The sequence below is a fragment of the Herbidospora sp. NBRC 101105 genome, from assembly GCF_030269205.1.
GTDB lineage: Bacteria > Actinomycetota > Actinomycetes > Streptosporangiales > Streptosporangiaceae > Herbidospora > Herbidospora solisilvae.
Genome location: NZ_BSSX01000002.1, coordinates 412,574 through 431,263 on the forward strand (window position 1 = coordinate 412,574; position 18,690 = coordinate 431,263).

Genomic DNA, 18,690 nt, shown 5'->3' on the forward strand with positions numbered 1-18,690 from the left:
TGTCCGGTGGTCGTCGGTCTTCGGGTCCGCCGTCGCGGCGCGAGGCGGGAGCGGGTGGCCGGCGCCGGATGCGGCGGGGTGCGGAGGCGGCGGGCGGGGCCGGGGTGGGCGGAGCCGTAACGGAAAAGGCGGGATCGGCCCGCGCCGATTTCAGCTGGTCTGTCTGCCCTCGCCGAGGTTGCGTTCGGCCCAGGCGGTGATGTCGCGGCGTTCGATCGCCGCCGCCATGAGGTCGGGGAAGGCGTCGGGGGTGCAGGCGAAGGCCGGGACGCCCATCGCCGCCAGGGCCGCGGCGTTCTCGTGGTCGTAGAACGGGGCGCCCTCGTCGGACAGGGCCAGCAGGACGATCACCTGGACGCCGGCCGCCGTCATCGCCGCCACGCGCTTCAGCATCTCGGCGCGGACGCCGCCCTCGTAGAGGTCGCTGATCAGGATGAAGATCGAGTTGGCGGGACGGGTGATGAGGCCCTGGGAGTAGGCGATGGCGCGGTTGATGTCGGTGCCGCCGCCGAGCTGGGTGCCGAACAGCAGCTCGACCGGGTCGTGGAGCTGGTCGGTGAGGTCGACGACGGCGGTGTCGAAGACGACCAGGGACGTCTTCAGCGACCGCATCGAGGCCAGCACGGCCCCGAACACGCTCGAATAGACCACCGAGGCGGCCATCGAGCCGCTCTGGTCGATGCAGAGCACGACCTCGCGCTGCACCGACTGCTGCTTGCGGGCGTAGCCGACCAGGCGCGACGGCACGACCGTGTTGCGCTCGGGAAGGTAGTTCTTGAGGTTGGCCCGGATGGTCCGGTCCCAGTCGATGTCGGCCGGGCGCCTCGGGCGGTTGGTTCGGGCGGCCCGGTTCAGCGCGCCGGTCACCGCCGCCCGGGTGCGGTGCTGAAGCTTCCGCTCCAGCTCGTGGACGACCTTCCGGACCACCACCCGGGCCGACTCGCGGGCCTGCTCGGGCATCACCCGGTTCAGCGACAGCAGGGTGCCGACCAGGTGGACGTCGGGCTCCACGGCCTCGAGCATCTCCGGCTCCAGCAGGAGACGGCTCAGGTCGAGGCGGTCGATGGCGTCCTTCTGCATGACCTGGACGACCGTCGACGGGAAATAGGTGCGGATGTCGCCCAGCCAGCGGGACACCCGGGGCGCCGAACCGCCCAGCCCCGCCGAGCGGGAGGCCGGCCCGCCGTCGCCGTCGAGGTCGTAGAGGGCGGCCAGGGCGGCGTCCATGCCGGCGTCGGCGCCCGACAGGTCGCCCAGGCCGCCGCCCGGCGCGTTCGCGGCCTCGCCGCCCAGGACCAGCCGCCAGCGGCGGGCCCGCTCGTCGTCGTGCACGTCCATCAGCCGCTCCCCAGGATGCCCATGACGGTGCGCACGGCCGGGGCGGCGCGCTCGTCGTCGTATTCGATGTCCTTCTCGGTGGCCGAGCCCGAGCGGACCCGGCTCGCGATGGAGCGCCGCTCGCGCGGCGCGAAAGAGCCGAAGGTGCGCCGCAGCAGCGGCAGGACCTCCACGAACGCGTCGCCGCGCAGCCCCACGAGCCAGTCGTCGACCATGGCCAGCAGGCGGGGGTCGTGGATGAGCAGCAGCCCGCCGCCGGACAGGAACCCCTCGATCCACGCCGCCGCCCGCGCGGGCGGATGGGCCAGCGACACGGCCCGCGACATGCGCGCGTCGGCGTCGCCCAGCCGGTCGGCGTCGAACAGGATCCGGACGATCCGGCCCTCGACGACGCCGGGCAGGCCGGTCCGGTCGGCGAGCGCCCGCAGCGCCCCCAGCCAGCGCTCGCGGCCCTCGTCAAGCAGCGCGGACGCGCTGGTCACGGCGTCGATGTGGGCCACCATGCCGCGTGCGTTGTCGTCGTCGAGCCCCGACACGGCGGCCGACAACCCGGCGCAGATCCGGGCCAGCAGCGACGTGGCGATCACGGCCAGCCCCTCGGCCGGGGTGCCCCGGACGTCGCCGTAGCGCTGGGCCCTGACCAGCGCGGGCAGGGCGGCCATGAGGTGGCGGATGTCGGTGTCGACGGCGGCCCGGTCGCCGATCGCGGCCAGCACGGCCGGCAGCGACCCCGGCAGGTCGGCGAGCAGCGCCCGCTCGACCAGACCGGTGAGGTCGGCCAGCGCCGCGCCCTCACGGGCGGCCACTTCGGCGATCTTCGCGGTCGCGGCAGCCGGGACGGTCACCCCGAGCGGCGCGGCCTCGATCAGCGAGATGTCGAACTCGGGCCGCCACTGGAGCGCCCAGGCCTCCTTGAAGGTGCCCTTGCCGCGCGTCTGGCGGGGCTCGCCCCACGGGACGTTGAGCAGCCGGAGCCGGTGCAGCAGGCGGCTGCGGTCGAGGTCGAGCGGCTTGCGCAGGTCGAGTTCGAGTTCGCGGTCGAGCGCCTCGGGCTTGAGCCTGAGCCGCCGCTGCTCCTCGCGCAGGTGGCGCTGGAGCGGGACCATCGGCGTCGAGTCGGGGACGTGGCCGAGCCGCTCCCCCACGACCATGCGCCGCTGGATCAGCTCGACGGGCAGCTCGTCGCCCTCGCACAGGACGGCCCGCGCCGCCTCGGTGACCTCGGCCAACCCGGCCAGGGGCCGATTCCGGATGACCGCCAGGCTCTGCGCCAGCCGCACCGACTCGATGACGTGGGCGGACGAGACCGGCAGCCCCTCGTCGCGCAGCACTCCGGCGGCGGCGGCCAGCCACCGCTCGACCGGGCGGTCGGGGGTGGCGAACAGGTGGGCGTACCAGCCCGGCGAGGTGACGCCAGCGCCGTAGCCGCTCCAGTGGGCGAGCCGGCCGTGGGTCCACGGCACCCACGTCATCTCGGCCTTGACCTTCGGCAGGCCCTTGAGGATCCGGTCGTCGGCGGCCGCCGGGCCGATCACGGTCAGGGCGGGGACGTGCCACGCGCCGCACACGACCGCGATGTTCTCGAAGCCCTCCTTCATCGCGACCCGGACGGTCCGGCGCATGTAGGCCTCCCGCCGGGCCTCCCGCTCGTCGGGGGTGTAACCCTCGCGGACGGCGGCCATGGCCTCGGCGATGACCTCGAAGGGGGTGTCGCCCCGGTGCTCGACGGCGTCCTCCCACCAGCGCTCGGGGTCGTCGTAACCGGCGGCGGCGGCGAGCGAGGCGATGGGGTCGACGCGGACGACCTGAGCCGGCGTGAGGTCGGGGGCGGGATCGCGGCCGGATGCGCCTTCCGCGCCGGGATCGTCCGGCCCCGCGTCGCCGGTTTCCTTCTCCGCCAGCGAATGCGCGGCCGGGAGGTCGCAGAAGCGGGCCGGGATGCCTGCTTCCGCCGCGTATTTGAGGGCCTGCCACTCCGGGGAGAACGCCGCGAACGGCCAGAAGGCCGCCTTGGTCGGGTCGCCCGGCACGTGGGCCAGCAGCGCCACCGGCGGTTCCATGCCGGGATCGGCGGCCAGGCCGACGAGGCCGTCGGCCTCCGGCGGGCCCTCGATCAGCACGATGTCGGGTTTCAGGCGGGCGAGTTCGGCCACCACGGCGCGCGCGGAACCGGGGCCGTGGTGGCGGACGCCCAGCAGGGTGATGGTCATCGCTCAGCCGGCGTCCCGGCAGGCGCGGTAGAAGTCACGCCACTCCTCGCGTTCCCGGACGACCGTCTCCAGGTATTCGTGCCAGACCACCCGGTCGGACACCGGATCCTGGACGACCGCCCCGACGATCCCGGCCGCGACGTCGGAGGGCCGCAGCACGCCGTCGCCGAAGTGGGCGGCCAGGGCGATCCCGCTGGTCAGGACCGAGATCGCCTCGGCGGTCGACAGGGTGCCGCTGGGCGACTTGACCTTGGTGCGGCCGTCGGAGGTCACCCCCGAGCGCAACTCGCGGAAGACCGTGACGACCCGCCGGATCTCCTCCAGGCCCGCCGGGGTCTCCGGCAGTTCGAGCGACCGGCCGAGCTGGGCGACCCGCCGGGAGACGATCTCCACCTCCTCCTCGGCCGAGGCCGGGACGGGCAGCACCACCGTGTTGAACCGGCGGCGCAGCGCGCTCGACAACTCGTTGACGCCGCGGTCGCGGTCGTTGGCGGTGGCGATCACGTTGAAGCCCTTGGCCGCCTGGACCTCCTCGTTGAGCTCGGGGATCGGCAGCGTCTTCTCCGACAACACGGTGATCAGCGCGTCCTGCACGTCGGAGGGCATGCGGGTCAGCTCCTCGACCCGGGCCAGCCGGCCCTCGGACATGGCCCGCATCACGGGGCTCGGGGTCAGCGCCTCGCGTGAGGGGCCCTCGGCGAGCAGGCGGGCGTAGTTCCAGCCGTAGCGGACGGCCTCTTCGGCGGTTCCGGCGGTGCCCTGGACCAGCAGGGTCGAGTCGCCGGAGACGGCGGCGGCCAGGTGTTCCGACAACCACGTCTTGGCGGTGCCGGGCACGCCGAGCAGCAGCAGCGCCCGGTCGGTGGCCAGGGTGGCGACGGCGACCTCGACGATGCGGCGCGGGCCGATGTACTTGGGGGTGATCAGCCCGCCGGGGTGGCTCGCGTCGCCCAGGATGTAGGTGGTCACCGCCCACGGCGACAACCGCCAGCCCGGCGGGCGGGGCCGGTCGTCGTGCTTGGCCAGGACGGCCAGTTCGTCGGCGTACTGGTCTTCCGCGTGGGGCCGCAGGACGGTGGGGGTCGTCACGAGAACTCCTTGATCATGTCGGAACGGAAGCGGAGCAGGGCGGCGGCGGTCCGCAGTTCGCCGATGTCGGGCAGCTGGTCGAGGTCGTAGGTGCCGGTCGGGTCGAGCCGTTCGCCCGCCAGCCGGGCCAGCTCGCCCGCGTTCCACGGCTGGCTGGAGGCGATGTCGGCGACCCGCTGGAGCACGGCCGCCGCGAGCGGGCCGCTCCACGGTCCGGGCACCCCGCCGAGCATCATGATGAGCTGCCCGTCGACGTTGCCGGCCCGGACGATCTCGGCCGCCCGCCACGACCGTTCGTCGGGCGGCAGCACGGCCAGCAGGTCGGTCAGCGGTTCGACGTCGAACAGAGCACGGGCCCAGACGGGGTCGTCCTGGAGGATCGCGGCCCGGATCCAGCCCATGTGGATCTCCCGGGCCCAGTCGCCGATCGTCATGCGGACCAGCTCGGCGGGTCCGGCGCCGAGGTGGCCGGGCCAGAACCGGAGCGGGGTGTGCGCGACGACCTGCTGCAGCCACCAGCTGCGCGGCCCGGTGCCCGCCGGCGGCCGGGACCGGACGCCGTCGCGCTCCATGACGGAGTCGCACTCGGTCGGCGCGACCGCGGTGAGCCGGGCGCCGTCGCGGGTGAGCAGCGCCGCGGCCCGCACGGCCATGCGCTGCCCGAGCCGCGAGTCGGGCAGCTTGGTCAGCAGGTCAGCGGCGGCCTGCCGGACCTCGCGGCGGCGGTCGTCGAGCGCCTTCTCCAGGAAGGGCTCGTCGGCCATGGTCAGCCCGTCGGCCAGGACCGCCACGAAGACGGCCCGGTCGTCGGGGTTCTCCTTCGGCCAGGTGACCTCCAGGAGGTCTCTGGCCTCGTCGGGTGAGGCCGCGCGCAACGCGGCCAGGAACGCCTGCCGGTCGCCGCGGGTGCCGAACTCCCACGGGCCGTGGTCGAGACCCGCCTGGGCCGGGGCCCCGCCCGTGCTCTCTTGGAGGAGGTAGCCCCAGTCGGGGTTGAGCCCGGCGAGCCAGCGCCCCCGGGCCCCCGCCACGACGGCGAGGTCGGCCCGGATCGACCGGTCGCGCGCCCCGGCCGCGAGCAGCTGCGGCAGCAGCCGCGCCGGGACGCGCGACGACCGGCGGGCGGCCAGCCCCAGCCATTCGGGCAGCACCCGGGCGAACTCACCACCCAGCAGCCGGGCCAGCCGGTCGGCGGCCTGGGCGGAGACCGGCGGCGCGTCGTCGGCGGGCGCCTCGGCCAGCGGGACCGCGCCGCCCGGCTGCTCCCCCGCCCGGCGGGCGACCACCTGCGCGGCGGCCTGCTCCAGCAGGTCGAAGGGGGTGCCGAGGCCCCGGCGTTCGGTCCCGACGAGGGCGGTGGAGACCAGCTCGTTCCACCCGGTGCGCCGATCGAGCCTCACAGGACCACCACCTCGTCGTTCTCGTCCCACGTGGTGAGGGGACGCAGGCCGTCAGGAGTCCATTCCACGGCGACCGTCACCGGACGGCCGCCCGAGACCGCGACCAGCTTCCACGGATCGCCCGCCGACGGGTGCAGCCGCAGGCCCTGGCCCGAGTCGCCGAGAAGTCGCCACTCCCCGCCGTCGCGCCCGACCCGGGCGCCGGTGATCACCAGCGGCCACGACTCGGTCCACGGGTCGCGGGTCAGCACGTCGGCGATCACCCGCGGCACGCCCTCGACGCTCACCCCCGAGGCGGGCGCCCTGGCGGGCACGGCGGCGCCGTAGCGGTCGGCGATCAGGGCGCGCAGCGGCGCCGCGCCCGGATAGTAGGAGACGTCGGCGTCGACCCGCGTGCCGAGCACCAGGGACGCGTCGAGCGGCTGACCGGGCGGCGCGAACGACAACACCAGGGCCACCCGGCCGGTCGCCCGGCCGTGGAGCCACACCCGCCGCGACAACAACCGGTCGCGCTCCTCGTCGCGCAGGGCGATGACCTGCCACTCGTCGCGGATCGGCGGCAGGGCGAGCACGGTCTCCTTGGCGACCTGGTAGCCGACCCGCTGGCGCACCGTCTCGCGCAGGTCGCCGGGCAGCTCGGCGGCCCGGCGGTGGGCCACGGCCAGCAGGTGGACCATGGCGTATTCGCCGAGCAGCCGGCCCGGCCAGTTCTCGTCGCGGAAGACCCGGGTGAGGCCAGAGAAGGTGCCGGCCAGGCCGGGCGCCTGGGCGTCGACGAGCCGCTTGGCCAGGTCGCTCCACTCGGCCAGCCCCGTCTGGCGCGCGTCGGACAGGCCCCCGGCGACTTGGTCGGACAACCAGCGTTCGAGCTCGGCCAGCCCGGCCGTGACCCGCTCCTCACGCTGCCGGGCCCGCCCATCGTCGGGCTTGGCCGCCGAGGGCTCGGCCTTCTTCTCCGCGGCCTTCTCGGCCCGCGCGGCCCGCTGGGCGAACCACTCGGCCGCCCAGGGGGCCATCTCGGCGGCGGGCGGCACCCCGTCGGCCGACCACAGCAGGAGCAGGCCCAGGGCGTGTTTGCAGGGGAACTTCCGGCTGGGGCAGCTGCACCGGTAGGCGGGCTCGGACAGGTCGACGCACGCCTGGTAGGGCTTCGACCCGGACCCGGCGCACTCGCCCCACAAAGCCGACCCGTTCACCCCCATGGCGGACCACTTCCTGGGCGCGCTCACCCCGCTGGCCGCCTTCTGCGAGGCGGCGTCGGGCGCGAGCGCCAGCACCTGGTCTCGACTCCAACGTTCGGTCACGCGCCGCACCCTAGCCGCGCCGGGCGACAAAACGCGCAAGATCGCGAAGAGGGCTCCGGGTTCTGTCGGGGTGACGTGCCATACTCGCAGCGTGGTGGGCCGAAAGACACAAACCGGGCTTGTCGGGCGGGGGTCCCAGCTCGACCGGTTGTCCCGTGTGCTCGACGCCGCGACCGGGCGGATGGCCGGGGTGGCGCTCGTCGGCGGCGACGCCGGCATCGGGAAGACGCGGATCGTGTGCGAATTGTGCGAGATCGCGCGGGAGCGCGGTTTCACCGTCCTGGTCGGGCAGTGCGCCGAGCTGGGCAACGCGCTGCCCTATCTGCCGCTCGCCGACGCGCTGCGCAGCGCCGACCTCCGGTCGGCCCTGGAGTCGCGGCCGGTGCTGCGACGGCTGCTGCCGGGGGCCGACCCCGACGGGTCCGACGCGCTCACGGGGGCGCTGGCGCAGCAGCGGCTCTTCGGGGCGACGTTGAGCCTGCTGGGCGAGCTGGCCGACGAGCGGCCGGTGCTCATGGTGTTCGAAGACCTCCACTGGGCCGATCATTCGACGCGTGACCTGCTGGTCTTCCTCACGCGCATGCTCCAGCGCGAGCGGGTGGTCCTGGTCGGCACCTACCGGACCGACGACCTGCACCGCCGTCATCCGCTGCGCCCGGTGCTCGCCGAGCTGCAGCGGCTGCCGCTGGTCGTGCCGGTCGAGCTGCCGCCGCTCGACGACGAGGCGATGGCGACCCACCTGACCGCCCTGGGCGGCGGGAACGCGGGCCTGATCGGCGGGGTGGTCGGCCGGGCCGGGGGCAATCCCTTCTTCGCCGAGGAACTGCTCCAGGCGGCCGCGAGTGGCGAGCGGCTGCCCGCGACGCTGGCCGACCTGCTGATGGCCCGGGTCGAGGGGTTGTCCGACACGGCCCAGCAGGTGCTCCGGGTGGCGGCCGTGGCCGGGCGGCGGGTCGACCACGACATGCTGCGCGCGGCGGCCGGGCTGGCCGACCGGCCGCTCGAAGAGGCGCTGCGCGAGATCGTCTCGCGCGGGCTGCTGACCGTCGACCAGCACATCGGCTACGACTTCCGCCACGCCCTCCTCCAGGAGGCCGTCTACGACGACCTGCTGCCGGGCGAGCGCACCCGCCTGCACATGACGTTCGCGTCGCTGCTGGCCGAGTCGGGGGGCCGGGCGGCCGAGCTGGCCCACCACTATTCGGCCGCCCACGACGTGCGGGGCGCGCTGATCACGTCGCTGGAGGCGGGGGTGCGGGCCACCCAGATGGGCGCCCCGGCCGAGGCCAACCGGCATTTCGACCGGGCGCTGGAGGTGTGGGAGCAGGTTCCCGGCGCCGAGGCGCTCACCGGCACGACCCGGGCGCGGCTCATCCTCGACAGCGCCGCGGCGGCGGCCGACAGCGGCGACAACCACCGGGCCATCGCCCATCTGCGGCGGCTGCGCCAGCTCGTCACCGAGCCGCAACTGGTGGCCGAGACGAACGAGCGGCTGGCCTGGTACCAGGCCGACGGCGACGACTTCCACGGCATGGCCGAGGCGGCCGAGGCGGCGGTGAACGCCGTCGACGACGGCCCGGAGACGCCGATGCTGGCCCGCGCCCTGGCCACCCACGCCCGCACGTTGTGGATCGTCGAGCGGGTGACCGACGCGCAGGAGGCCGCCGCCCGCGCGCTGGAGGTGGCCCGGCGCACCGGTTCGATCGAGGCCGAGTCGGCGGCGCTGGTGTCGCTGGGCATCCAGCAGGAGTCGCTCGGCGATCCCGACATGGCCGAGGAACTGCTGTCGATGGCGGCGGCCAAGACGTCGGGTTCGTTGTCGATGGACCTGCGGGCCCTGTTCAGCCTGGCCCGGCTGCAATACGAGCGGGGCGACCTCGACGCGGCGGCGGAGTCGGCCGAGACGGGGTTGCAGGTGGCCCGCGACAACGGCCTGATGTGGAGCACGTTCGGCACCGACCTGCGGTTCCTGCGCTACCTCATCTCCTACGCGGCCGGCGACTGGGACGCCGCCGAGAAGAGGGCCGCCATGTTCGGCGTCCGGGTCGGCACCCCTCCCGAGGCGCTGCTCTCGTCGTTCGCGCTGTTCGTCGAGGTCGGCCGGGGGCGCGCGGTGGCGGCCGAGCGGCTGCGCTGGCTGGAGCCGTTCTGGGGCGCCGACGACCTGGTGACCTACATGACCCGCGGCATGGCCGCCGAACTCGCCCTGTGGCGGGGCGACCCGAAGGAGGCGCTCGGCCACGTCGACGCGGTCGTGGCGGTGCAGCAGCCCTACGACTCCGGCCTGATCCGCGTCTCCGCGATCGGCCTGGCCGCCCTCGCCGACCTGCCGCCCGGCGATCCCGACCGGGCGCGCGGCACCGAGTTCGTCGAGCGGGCCCGCTACGCCGCCACCCACGGCCCCACCGGCCCGTGGAACACCCTCGGCCCCGAAGGCCAGGGGTGGGCGGCCCGCGCCGAGGCCGAATGGCACCGCCTGTCGGGCACCGCCACGCCCGAGGTGTGGGAGCGGGCGCTGGCCGCGTTCGACGGCGGCTTCCCCTACGAACAGGCCCGCATCCGCTGGCGGCTGGCCGAGACCCTCCTTGAGAGCGGCGACCGCGACCGGGCCCGCGCCGAGTGGGAGCGGGCCGTCGAGGTGGCCGACCATCTGGGCGCCGCCCCCCTGCGCCACGCCCTCGACCTGCTCGGCCGCCGGGCCCGCTTCACCCTGCCCGGCTCGGCGGGGCCCGTGCGGGCGAGCGTGCTCGACAGCCTGACCGGCCGCGAACGCGAGGTCCTGGCCCAGGTGGCGGCGGGCCGCTCCAACCGCGAGATCGGCGAACGCCTGTTCATCAGCCAGAAGACGGCGAGCGTCCACGTGTCCAACATCCTGGCCAAACTGGGCGCCGCCACCCGCACCCAGGCCGCAGCCATCGCCCACCAGGAGGGCGTGACACCCCCCGACTGAACCGCACCGCCGTCATGGGCGCGGGCCCGCTGAACCGCGAAGGTCCAGCGCGTGGTCGCACCACCCGGCCACCGAGGCGCCGCGCCCCCGGCCACGGGGAAGATCGATACGCTCGGCGGGCAACTGCCGCTGGAGGGAGCCGACATGCAGAAGCCGCCGCTGGCTGAGGAACTCGGGCTGGAGCCCCACCCCGAAGGGGGCTGGTTCAGGGAGACCTGGCGGTCACCCGTGATGTTCTCCCCCGACGGCTACGACGGCCCGAGGCACAGCGCGACCGCCATCTACTTCCTCCTCGAACCCGGCGAGGAGTCGGCCTGGCACGTCGTCGCCTCCGCCGAGTTGTGGTTCTGGCACCGCGGCGGCCCGCTGGCCCTCACCTTCGGCGGCGACGGCGACCACCCCGAAGCGGGCGAAACCGTCATCCTGGGCCCGGACGTCGAGCAGGGCCACCGGCCCCAGGTGCTGATCCCGCCGGGCGTCTGGCAGGCGGCCCGGCCGGCGGGCGACGAGGGTGTCCTGGTCAGCTGCGTCGTCTCCCCCGGCTTCGAGTTCACCGACTTCAAGCTGGCCGGAGAGCACGCCTGAGCCTGGCCGCCGGTCGGCTTCGCTGATCGTCAGTCGACCACGCAGGTCCGGTAGCCGCGGCTCACCGTCGTGATGACGCCGTTGACGCCGACGACCTCCAGACGCCAATCGGCCGAGTCGCCCATGGTCGAACCGACCACCTTGTGCACGGGTGCGCGGCCGCCCGTCTGGGAGGTGATCATGACGGTCTTCCACGGCTCACGCACCCACACGGCGTCGTCGGTGAAGCGGGACCACGCATAGGTGAGCTGTCCGGAGGTGTTGCCCTCGACGTAGCCCTCCAGTTGGTATTTGAACGGCGTCCAAGGGCTGCACGTGCCGGCGGTGCGGGTCAGGGAGGCGAAGTCGGCGCCGATGCGGTGGTCGCCCGCGCACCTCGTGGAGTACTCCCGCCAATACGCCAGGTCGGCGTGTGTCTCGGGGCCGACGATCCGCAACGAGATCCAGTCGTTCCACGACGGACTGGCGACCGGCAGTCGATGGAAGGGAGTGCTCACGGTCCTGGTGCCCGGTTCGGTGAAGACCACCTCGTGCACCCCCTCGGCGCCCCGCAGGTCCGCGCCGTCGAGGGTGATCCACCGGTAGCGCACGGTCTGGGCGATCGGTGAGGTGATCTGCGCGGTGGCCGTGTGCACGACACTGGCACCGCACGGGCCGAGGTAGGTGGCCGCCGGCTGGATCTCCGGCGTGTGCGGGACGGGCTCGTCGCAGGCCAGGGTGTACGCGATCGTCGCCGTCCCCCCGATGCCGGTCAGACGGATGGTCTCGGATTTCGGCCCGAACCCCCAGTAGTGCGTTTTCGTGGTGGTCACGGTCCTGGATCCGGCCTCGGTGAAGTCCACCCACTCAGTGCGGCCGGTGCCCCACCGGTAGGAGACGAGGCGGGGGCCGTCGACCGTGATGGTGGCGCTGAGGGTGATCCGCGCGGGCTCCGGGTAGCAGGAGCCGGTGTGCGAGGGCGGCTGGGCCACCCCGGCCGCCACTGTGACGTTCGGAACCGGGGTTTCCGCGTGAGCGGGAGGTGCGCCGGCCAGCAGCACGGCCGCCAGCGACACCAGGACACTCCATCTACGCATGTCTCGTCCTTTCAGGAGGGATCGAGATCATTTTCAGGAGGCCCGCTTGCGGCCGGATGGTGGATGAGTTGGAGCAATTCTCTAATTTGGGCCGCCGGCACTCGCCGGCGCGTCAGGACGGCCTGGTGGTGATCCGGGCGTGGAGGTGCATGTCGTGCCAGCCGTCCGCGTGGAGCAGTGAGCTGCGCAGGATGCCCTCCAGGGCGAATCCCGACCGTTCGGCCACCCGGCACGACGCCGGGTTGGCGATGGCGTGGCGGAGTTCGAGGCGGTGGAGGCCCAGGTCGTCGAAGGCCCAGCGGGTCACCTCCGACACCGCCGCGGTGGTGCCGCCCCGGCCGCGGCCCTCGGGGAGGGTCCAGTAGGCGATCTCGCCCAGGCCCAGTTCCAGGTCGACGCTGCGGAGGGCCACCCGGCCCACGACGAGGCCGTCGCGTTCGACCACCCACGACGCGCCGGTCTCCAGGGTCCAGCGGGCCCGCCAGCGGGCGATGACGGTCGCGGCCCTGGCGGTGTCGGCCTCGTGTTCCAGGTTCCACAGGCGGATGTCGGGGTCGGCGAAGGCGGCCATGACGATCGGCTCGTCGCCGGACTCGCGGAAGGGGCGCAGCAGCAGGTCTCCGGTGGTCAGCGACGGCTGGGGGCGATCGCGCATGGAACCGGCGGGGACGACCTCGGGGATGACGTACACCCGCCCATCCTGCCGCCCGGAATAGGGTGAACAGCACGCGCACGACGAGGAGGTCGCACGATGACCCGGCAGATCGTTTCCGTCATCGGAGGGAAGGACGAGCCGTCCGGCACGCCCTATCTGTCCCGGAACCCGGCCCGGCTGAAGGAGGTCGTCGCCGAGGTCGCCCTGACCGACGCGGCGACGTTCGCGGCGGCGTGCCGGAGCGCCGCCTCCGCGCAGCGCGACTGGGCGGCGGTGCCGGCGCCGGTGCGCGGACGGGTGATCGCCTCGATCGGGCGGCTCGTGGAGGCCAACGCCGAGGCGCTGGCGCGGCTGGTCAGCGAGGAGATCGGCAAACCCTACGCCGAGGCGCTGGGCGAGGTGCGGGAGATCGTCGACACCTGCGACTTCTTCATCGGCGAGGGGCGGCGTCTCTACGGGCAGACCGTGCCGTCGGAGATGCCGGACAAGAACCTGTTCACGTTCCGGACCCCGGTCGGGGTCGCGGCGGTGATCACGGCGGGGAACTTCCCGGTGGCGGTGCCGTCGTGGTATCTGGTGCCGGCCCTGCTGTGCGGGAACGCGGTGGTGTGGAAGCCGGCCGAGTACGCCGCCGCCTCCGCCGCCGCGCTGCACCGGATCTTCTCGGCCGCCGGGTTGCCCGACGGGGTGTTCAACGTCGTGTTCGCCGACGGTGAGCAGACGTTCGCCGGGCTGGAGAGCGCGCTCACCGAGGGGACCGTCCACAAGGTCGGCTTCACCGGCTCCTCCGAGGTCGGGCGCAGGATCGGCGAGTTGTGCGGGCGGCATCTTCAGTCGCCGTGCCTGGAGCTGGGCGGCAAGAACCCGATGGTGGTCATGCCCGACGCCGACCTGACCCTCGCCACCGAGGGCGCGCTGTTCGCCGGGTTCGGCACCGCCGGTCAGCGCTGCACCTCGCTGGGCACGGTGATCGTCCACGAGTCGATCCACAACGACTTCGTGGCCCGGTTCACCGCCGCCGCGCAGTCGGCCCACGTCGGCGATCCGGCCCGGAAGGTGCTGATGGGCCCGATGCTCGACCAGAAGTTCGCCGACCGCTACGAGGAGTACCTGACCTGGATCGGCGACCACCACACGGTCACCGGCCCGGTCGGGCGCATCACCGAGGCGAACCCGTGCGGCCACTTCCTCGGCGACGACCCGAACGAGGGCCTCTTCTACCACCCGGTGATCGTCGACGGCGTGCGGCCGACCGACCGGCTGTTCCTGGAGGAGACGTTCGGCCCGATCGTCGGCGTGACGACCTTCTCCACCCTCGACGAGGCCATCGAACTGGCCAACCTCCCGGGCTACGGCCTGTCGTCGTCGATCTACACCCGCGACCCGCAGGCGGCGTTCCGCTTCCGGGCGGGGGTGTCGGCCGGAATGGTCAGCGTCAACAACTCGACCTCGGGCGCGGAGGCGCACCTGCCGTTCGGCGGGAACGGCAAGTCGGGCAACGGGAGCCGCCAGTCGGGCATGTGGGTGCTCGACCAGTTCACCCGCTGGCAGGCGATGAACTGGGACTATTCGGGCCACCTGCAGAAGGCCCAGATGGACGTCACGGAGATCATCCCCGACCTGGAATACCGAATCTGAAAGACTTCCATCCGTTACGGCTCCCGCCCACCCCGGCACCGCCCGCCGTCCGGCCCGGCCCCGCACCCGGCGGCAACCACCCGCTCCGGCACACCACCGCAACGACGAACGTCCGGCCGACACATCGGCACGCGACGGCACCGCTCACGAGACGGCGCGCAACGCCCGGCTCCACGGGCGGGTCCACCGGAGGGTCCACGGACCGAGCCCACGGGCCGCACCCACGGGCCGCACCCACGGACCGCACCCACGGACCGGGTGGCCGTCTCTGCCATCAAGTGGCGTGCCACCACCGTGCGGCCAGGCCGACATCCGGCCGATGGTCCCGGTGCGGATCGGCACAGACGATGAAAAGGTCCGGCCCCCACGCCGGAGCCGGACCTTTTCAGATCGGGGTCACGCGCAGCGCGAGACCAGGTCCCAGTAGCCCGAACGGGTCTCCTGGAGGCTGCGCTGGGTGCTGCCGGTGAGGCCGAGGTAGTCGTTGGAGCCCTCGGCGTACACGAGGAAGAAGAACTCCACGTAGGCCCGGCCGGCCGACACGTGCGCGTTGTTCGTCGCGGTCACGCACTTCTTCGCGGGCGCGGTCGGGGTCGGGGACGCCGACGGGCGCGGAGAGGTGGTGGGGCTCGGCGAAGGCGAGGCCGAGGCCGACGGAGAGGGCGACGACGTGGGCGTCGGGGTGGGCGTCGGGGTGGCGGAGGGCGACGGGGAGGGCGACGGGGAGGGCGACGGGGAGGGCGACGGGGACGGGTTGGTCGTTCCGCCCGAGGTGTTCAGCAGGACGTTCGGGGAGCCGCTGCCCGGGTTGGTCACCACGCCGGTCACGCCGTTCTTCACGAGGGTGTCCCTGATCTGCGCGGGCGTCGCGGTCGGCGTACCGGCGAGGATCAGCGCGGCCGCCCCCACGACGTGGGGCGTCGCCATGCTCGTGCCGCTGATCGTGTTCTTGGCCGTCGGGGAGGTGTACCAGGCCGAGGTGATGTCGGTGCCGGGGGCGAAGACGTCGAGGCAGTCGCCGTAGTTGGAGTAGGACGCGCGGGCGTCGTTCTTGGCCGTGGCTCCGACGGTGATGCCCTCGGGCACCCGTGACGGCGACGACGAGCAGGCGTTCACGCTGCTGTTGCCGGCCGCCAGGCCGTAGGTCACGCCCGACTTGATGGAGTTCTTCACCGCCGTGTCGACGGCGGTGGAGGCAGAGCCGCCCAGTGACATGTTGGCGACGGCGGGCTTGGCCGCGTTGGCGGTCACCCAGTCGATGCCGGCGATGACGCCGGAGTTGCTGCCGCGCCCGGCGCAGTCGAGCACCCGCACGCCGACCAGTTTGACCTGCTTGGCGACGCCGTAGGCGGTGCCGCCGACGGTGCCGGCGACGTGGGTGCCGTGGCCGTTGCAGTCGGTCGCGTCGTTGTCGTTCGAGACGAAGTCCTTGCCGGAGACGGCCCGGCCGCCGAAGTCCTGGTGCGTGGTGAGGATGCCGGTGTCGATGATGTACGCCGTCACCCCCGCCCCCGTCCCGGTGTAGGTGTAGCGGGAGTTCAGCGGGAGGGCACGCTGGTCGATGCGGTCCAGGCCCCACGACGGCGGGTTGGCCTGCTCGGCGTCGACGGTCACCACGGCGTCCTGCTCGACGTAGGCGACGTCGGGGTCGGCGGCGAGGGCGCGGGCCTCTTTCGCGGTGGCGTTGATGGAGAAGCCCTTGATGGCCCGGTTGTACACGTTCTTCACCTGGCCGCCGTTCTCGGCGGCGAGGTCGCGGGACTGGGCGCGGACGTCCGCCGTCGGCTTCAGCACGACGATGTAGCTGCCGGGGATCGCGCCGGGGTTGTCCGTCCCCACGACCATGGCCGTGCGGGCCTGGGCGGGGGCGGCGAGCGACGCGCCCGCGAGCGCGGTGGCCGCAAGCAGCGCCGCGACCCGGGGGATTCGGTGCATCGGGGGTCCTTTCCTGGGTGGCGCACGCATACGAAAGGCCCGAATGAGGGCATGACGAAACGCCAGGTCAGATAGGGCGGAATCAATCGCCTGTGCTGAGCTTCCAGGAAATTTCCGGTCAAAACCGGCGGTATATCATTTCCGGTCTGATGCCCTGAGGGCACGCACGACTGCGAGTACAGTCGGCAGTTCGTCGTCGTCGAGCGACTCGACGAGGTCGCGCAGCTGCTGCCGGATCGCGCCCGGATCGTGCGCCAGCCATCTCCCCCGGGGCCGCCGCGGCCCGAGCAGCGCGACGAGCGAGTCGGCGGGCAGGCCGAGGATCGACTCCAGCTCCCGCACCGCCGCCAGCGACCGCGACCGCTCCGGACGGGAGCGGCCGCGCTGCCAGTTGCTGAGGCTGGCCAGGCTGACGTGGGCGCCCCGCTCGGCGAGGCGGACGTGCAGGCGTTCCAGCGACAGGCCCCGGGCCGCGATGGCGGCCCGGAGCGCGCGTTCGAACGGTCCGGTGCGGAGCAGGACGGCGAGCTCCCGTTCGGGGCCCCGCGACCGGTCGTTAATCACACATGCCACGTTTACACCGGTAAGGGTAGGTAGTCCATTACTGCTGAGTGATCTTCACATCATCCACGGCGGCCTCGACCAGTGAGGCGGTGCCGGTGTCGGCGGCGCTGACCGTGATCTGCACGTTCTGGCCCGCGAACGCCGACAGGTTCACCGACGCCGTCGCCCACGCGCCGTTGCGGTTGCTGGCCGCGCCGAGCTGCTGGAACACCTGGGTGCCGTTGACCGAGACGCGCAGGTAGTCGGTGTTGGAGGAGTTGCTGCCGTGGGCCAAGTACCACGAGAACGACAACGTCAGGGTGCCGGTGGCCGGCAGCGTGATCTGCGGGGAGCGGATCGAGGTGACGCCGCCGTCGAGGTCGTGGTCGCCCGCGGCGGCTCCCGCGAGCGGACCGGTGACCAGGTCGAACGAGCCGCTGACGGTGGTGCCGAGCTGCTTGGCGCCGCTGGAGGTGGTCGCCTCGGGGTTGGCCCGGGTGAACTGGCCCAGGGTGGCGGTGTCGGTGCCGAGCGGGTTGGCGGTCCAGCCGGTGGCGGTCTCGAAGTCGTCGTTGTAGACGGTGACGGCCGGCGGGCCGCCGCCGCAGTACTGCGCCTGCTTGCCGATCACCTTGTAGACGCAGTCGGCCGCCTCCAGGAACTGGAGCGTGGCCTCGCGGTTGCGGGTGGTCTGCGGCACGATCGCCTCGTCGGGCGGGTAGAAGCCGGGGTTGGACGCCACCGGGTACATCTCGAAGGTGTAGGAGAAGATCTTGTACGCCCCCCACATCCAGTCGTCGATCGAGCCGTCGGTGATGTAGAGGTCGCTGGCCTGCTCGGGCGTGTAGCCGTTGGTGGCGGCCATCTGCTGGCCGAGCACGGCGTGCGCGTCGCGGTCGTCCTGGGTCAGGCCCGGGGCGGTGTTCGCGGTGGTGTAGCCGTAGGGCCACAGGATCAGCTCGCCGTAGGAGTGCCAGTCGATGTGCGCCTTGATCTGCTGCACGCCGCCCACGACCCGGCCGCGGACGAAGTCGGCCACGGCCTTGACCTCGGGCGCCGACTCGGCCGACGGGCCCCGATAGGTGTCCGACGACGTGGTGCCGGACGACCCGCCGCAGCAGCCCCAGTTGTAGGCCCAGTTGCGGTTCAGGTCGGTGCCGATCGCGCTCGACCCGCTGTTGGGCTGCCGGTTCTTGCGCCAGCTCCGGTAGGAGCCGGTGGCGATGTCGTACTCGCTGCCGTCGGGGTTCATGTTGGGGACGATCCAGATCTCCCGCGAGTTCACGATGTCGGTGATGCGGGAGTCGGAGCCGTAGGAGTCGGTGAGCAGGTTCAGCAGGTAGACCGCCATCTCGACGGTGAGGTGCTCGCGGGCGTGCTGGCTGTGGGTGAACAGCACCTCGGGCTCGTTCTCGTCGGTCGCGACGTTGTCGCTGATCTTGAGCGCGAACAGCTCCCGACCCTGGTACGACGTGCCGATCGAGACCTTGCGGATGATCGACGGGTGCGCCGACAGGGCGGCGTTCACCACCGTGTTCAGCTCGGCGAAGTTGTGGTAGGCGCTGTCGGCGGGCGGGAAGTCGAGCGGCTGCGGCACGGCCGGGGCGAGCCGGTTCGGCGCGGCCTTGACGGTGTGGCCGAGGGCCCGGATCGCCGCGACCTCCTCGCTCGTCGCGGTGACGACGATCCGGTCGGCGGCGACCTCGTCGATGGCGGCACCCGTCTGTGCGACGGCGGTGCGCTGCTCCTGGGTGCTCACACCCTCGACGGTGTACTGGCGGTTGGGCGGGGGTTCGGCCCCGGCTCCGGCGCTCGTCAGTCCCGTGGTCAGGACCAGGACGATCAGTGTGAGAACAACTGTCAGGCGCTGCTTCATTCGACAAAAGTGAATCGGCCCCGCCACGGAGGCAAGGCCGACTCACGATCTTCCGTCAAGTCCGTCGTCCCGAGTGCTCAGGACGGCGGGC

At 73.0% G+C, this 18,690-nt stretch carries 13 protein-coding genes; 3 read left to right on the forward strand and 10 right to left on the reverse strand.

Annotated features, from left to right (window positions below; genetic code table 11):
• Nucleotides 1–150: 150 nt before the first annotated feature.
• Genes QSK34_RS10745 through QSK34_RS10765 form a run of 5 tightly spaced genes read right to left on the reverse strand, consistent with a single transcriptional unit; the run spans nt 151 to nt 7,341 of the window.
• Nucleotides 151–1,338, reverse strand: a complete 1,188-nt coding sequence (locus QSK34_RS10745; RefSeq protein WP_161479186.1) for a VWA domain-containing protein — start codon at nt 1,336–1,338, stop codon at nt 151–153.
• Nucleotides 1,338–3,548, reverse strand: a complete 2,211-nt coding sequence (locus QSK34_RS10750; protein WP_285582739.1) for a DUF5682 family protein — start codon at nt 3,546–3,548, stop codon at nt 1,338–1,340. The genes QSK34_RS10745 and QSK34_RS10750 overlap by 1 nt, the downstream gene beginning before the upstream one ends.
• 3 nt (nt 3,549–3,551) lie before the next feature.
• A complete protein-coding gene (locus tag QSK34_RS10755; protein ID WP_161479184.1) occupies nt 3,552–4,637 on the reverse strand; it encodes an ATP-binding protein in 1,086 nt (361 codons plus the stop codon).
• On the reverse strand, nt 4,634–6,037 hold the full coding sequence (locus QSK34_RS10760) for a DUF5691 domain-containing protein (protein WP_285582742.1): 1,404 nt from the start codon (nt 6,035–6,037) through the stop codon (nt 4,634–4,636). Before QSK34_RS10760 ends, QSK34_RS10755 begins: the two co-directional genes overlap by 4 nt.
• Nucleotides 6,034–7,341 carry an SWIM zinc finger family protein gene (locus QSK34_RS10765; protein ID WP_285582744.1) on the reverse strand — a complete coding sequence of 436 codons (1,308 nt, stop codon included), beginning with the start codon at nt 7,339–7,341 and terminating at the stop codon, nt 6,034–6,036. Before QSK34_RS10765 ends, QSK34_RS10760 begins: the two co-directional genes overlap by 4 nt.
• Nucleotides 7,342–7,432: 91 nt before the next feature.
• Between QSK34_RS10765 and QSK34_RS10770 the strand changes: the two genes are divergently transcribed.
• On the forward strand, nt 7,433–10,291 hold the full coding sequence (locus QSK34_RS10770; protein WP_285582746.1) for a helix-turn-helix transcriptional regulator: 2,859 nt from the start codon (nt 7,433–7,435) through the stop codon (nt 10,289–10,291).
• Nucleotides 10,292–10,342: 51 nt separating this feature from the next.
• Nucleotides 10,343–10,876, forward strand: coding sequence for a cupin domain-containing protein (locus tag QSK34_RS10775; RefSeq protein ID WP_285582748.1), 534 nt, complete (start codon nt 10,343–10,345; stop codon nt 10,874–10,876).
• Between the two features lie 29 nt (nt 10,877–10,905).
• Here QSK34_RS10775 and QSK34_RS10780 read toward each other — a convergent pair whose 3' ends face one another.
• Both QSK34_RS10780 and QSK34_RS10785 read right to left on the reverse strand, forming a co-directional pair.
• Complete coding sequence (locus QSK34_RS10780; RefSeq protein WP_285582750.1) at nt 10,906–11,952, reverse strand: hypothetical protein; 1,047 nt, start codon at nt 11,950–11,952, stop codon at nt 10,906–10,908.
• Between the two features lie 112 nt (nt 11,953–12,064).
• The gene (locus QSK34_RS10785; RefSeq protein WP_202609768.1) at nt 12,065–12,643 is read right to left on the reverse strand and encodes a GNAT family N-acetyltransferase; all 579 of its coding nucleotides are present in this window, start codon (nt 12,641–12,643) and stop codon (nt 12,065–12,067) included.
• A 60-nt stretch (nt 12,644–12,703) separates the two neighbouring features.
• Here QSK34_RS10785 and QSK34_RS10790 point away from each other — a divergent pair, with 60 nt between their 5' ends.
• Entirely contained in the window at nt 12,704–14,245 is a 1,542-nt protein-coding gene (locus QSK34_RS10790; protein ID WP_285582755.1) for an aldehyde dehydrogenase family protein, read from the forward strand.
• Between the two features lie 396 nt (nt 14,246–14,641).
• Here QSK34_RS10790 and QSK34_RS10795 read toward each other — a convergent pair whose 3' ends face one another.
• From QSK34_RS10795 to QSK34_RS10805, 3 genes are all read right to left on the reverse strand, one after another.
• Entirely contained in the window at nt 14,642–16,180 is a 1,539-nt protein-coding gene (locus QSK34_RS10795; RefSeq protein WP_285582757.1) for a S8 family peptidase, read from the reverse strand.
• 135 nt (nt 16,181–16,315) lie between these two features.
• Nucleotides 16,316–16,744: a hypothetical protein gene (locus QSK34_RS10800; RefSeq protein WP_063765620.1), complete on the reverse strand. Its 429-nt coding sequence runs from the start codon at nt 16,742–16,744 to the stop codon at nt 16,316–16,318.
• A gap of 37 nt (nt 16,745–16,781) precedes the next feature.
• The gene (locus QSK34_RS10805; protein ID WP_285582760.1) at nt 16,782–18,599 is read right to left on the reverse strand and encodes a M14 family metallopeptidase; all 1,818 of its coding nucleotides are present in this window, start codon (nt 18,597–18,599) and stop codon (nt 16,782–16,784) included.
• Between the last annotated feature and the right edge of the window lie 91 nt (nt 18,600–18,690).

Coding starts and splice junctions, on each gene's coding strand:
- QSK34_RS10750 (WP_285582739.1), bottom strand. CDS start 3,548: ATGACCATCACCCTGCTGGGCGTCCGCCACCACGGCCCCGGTTCCGCG.
- QSK34_RS10780 (WP_285582750.1), bottom strand. CDS start 11,952: ATGCGTAGATGGAGTGTCCTGGTGTCGCTGGCGGCCGTGCTGCTGGCC.
- QSK34_RS10745 (WP_161479186.1), bottom strand. CDS start 1,338: ATGGACGTGCACGACGACGAGCGGGCCCGCCGCTGGCGGCTGGTCCTG.
- QSK34_RS10790 (WP_285582755.1), top strand. CDS start 12,704: ATGACCCGGCAGATCGTTTCCGTCATCGGAGGGAAGGACGAGCCGTCC.
- QSK34_RS10805 (WP_285582760.1), bottom strand. CDS start 18,599: ATGAAGCAGCGCCTGACAGTTGTTCTCACACTGATCGTCCTGGTCCTG.
- QSK34_RS10795 (WP_285582757.1), bottom strand. CDS start 16,180: ATGCACCGAATCCCCCGGGTCGCGGCGCTGCTTGCGGCCACCGCGCTC.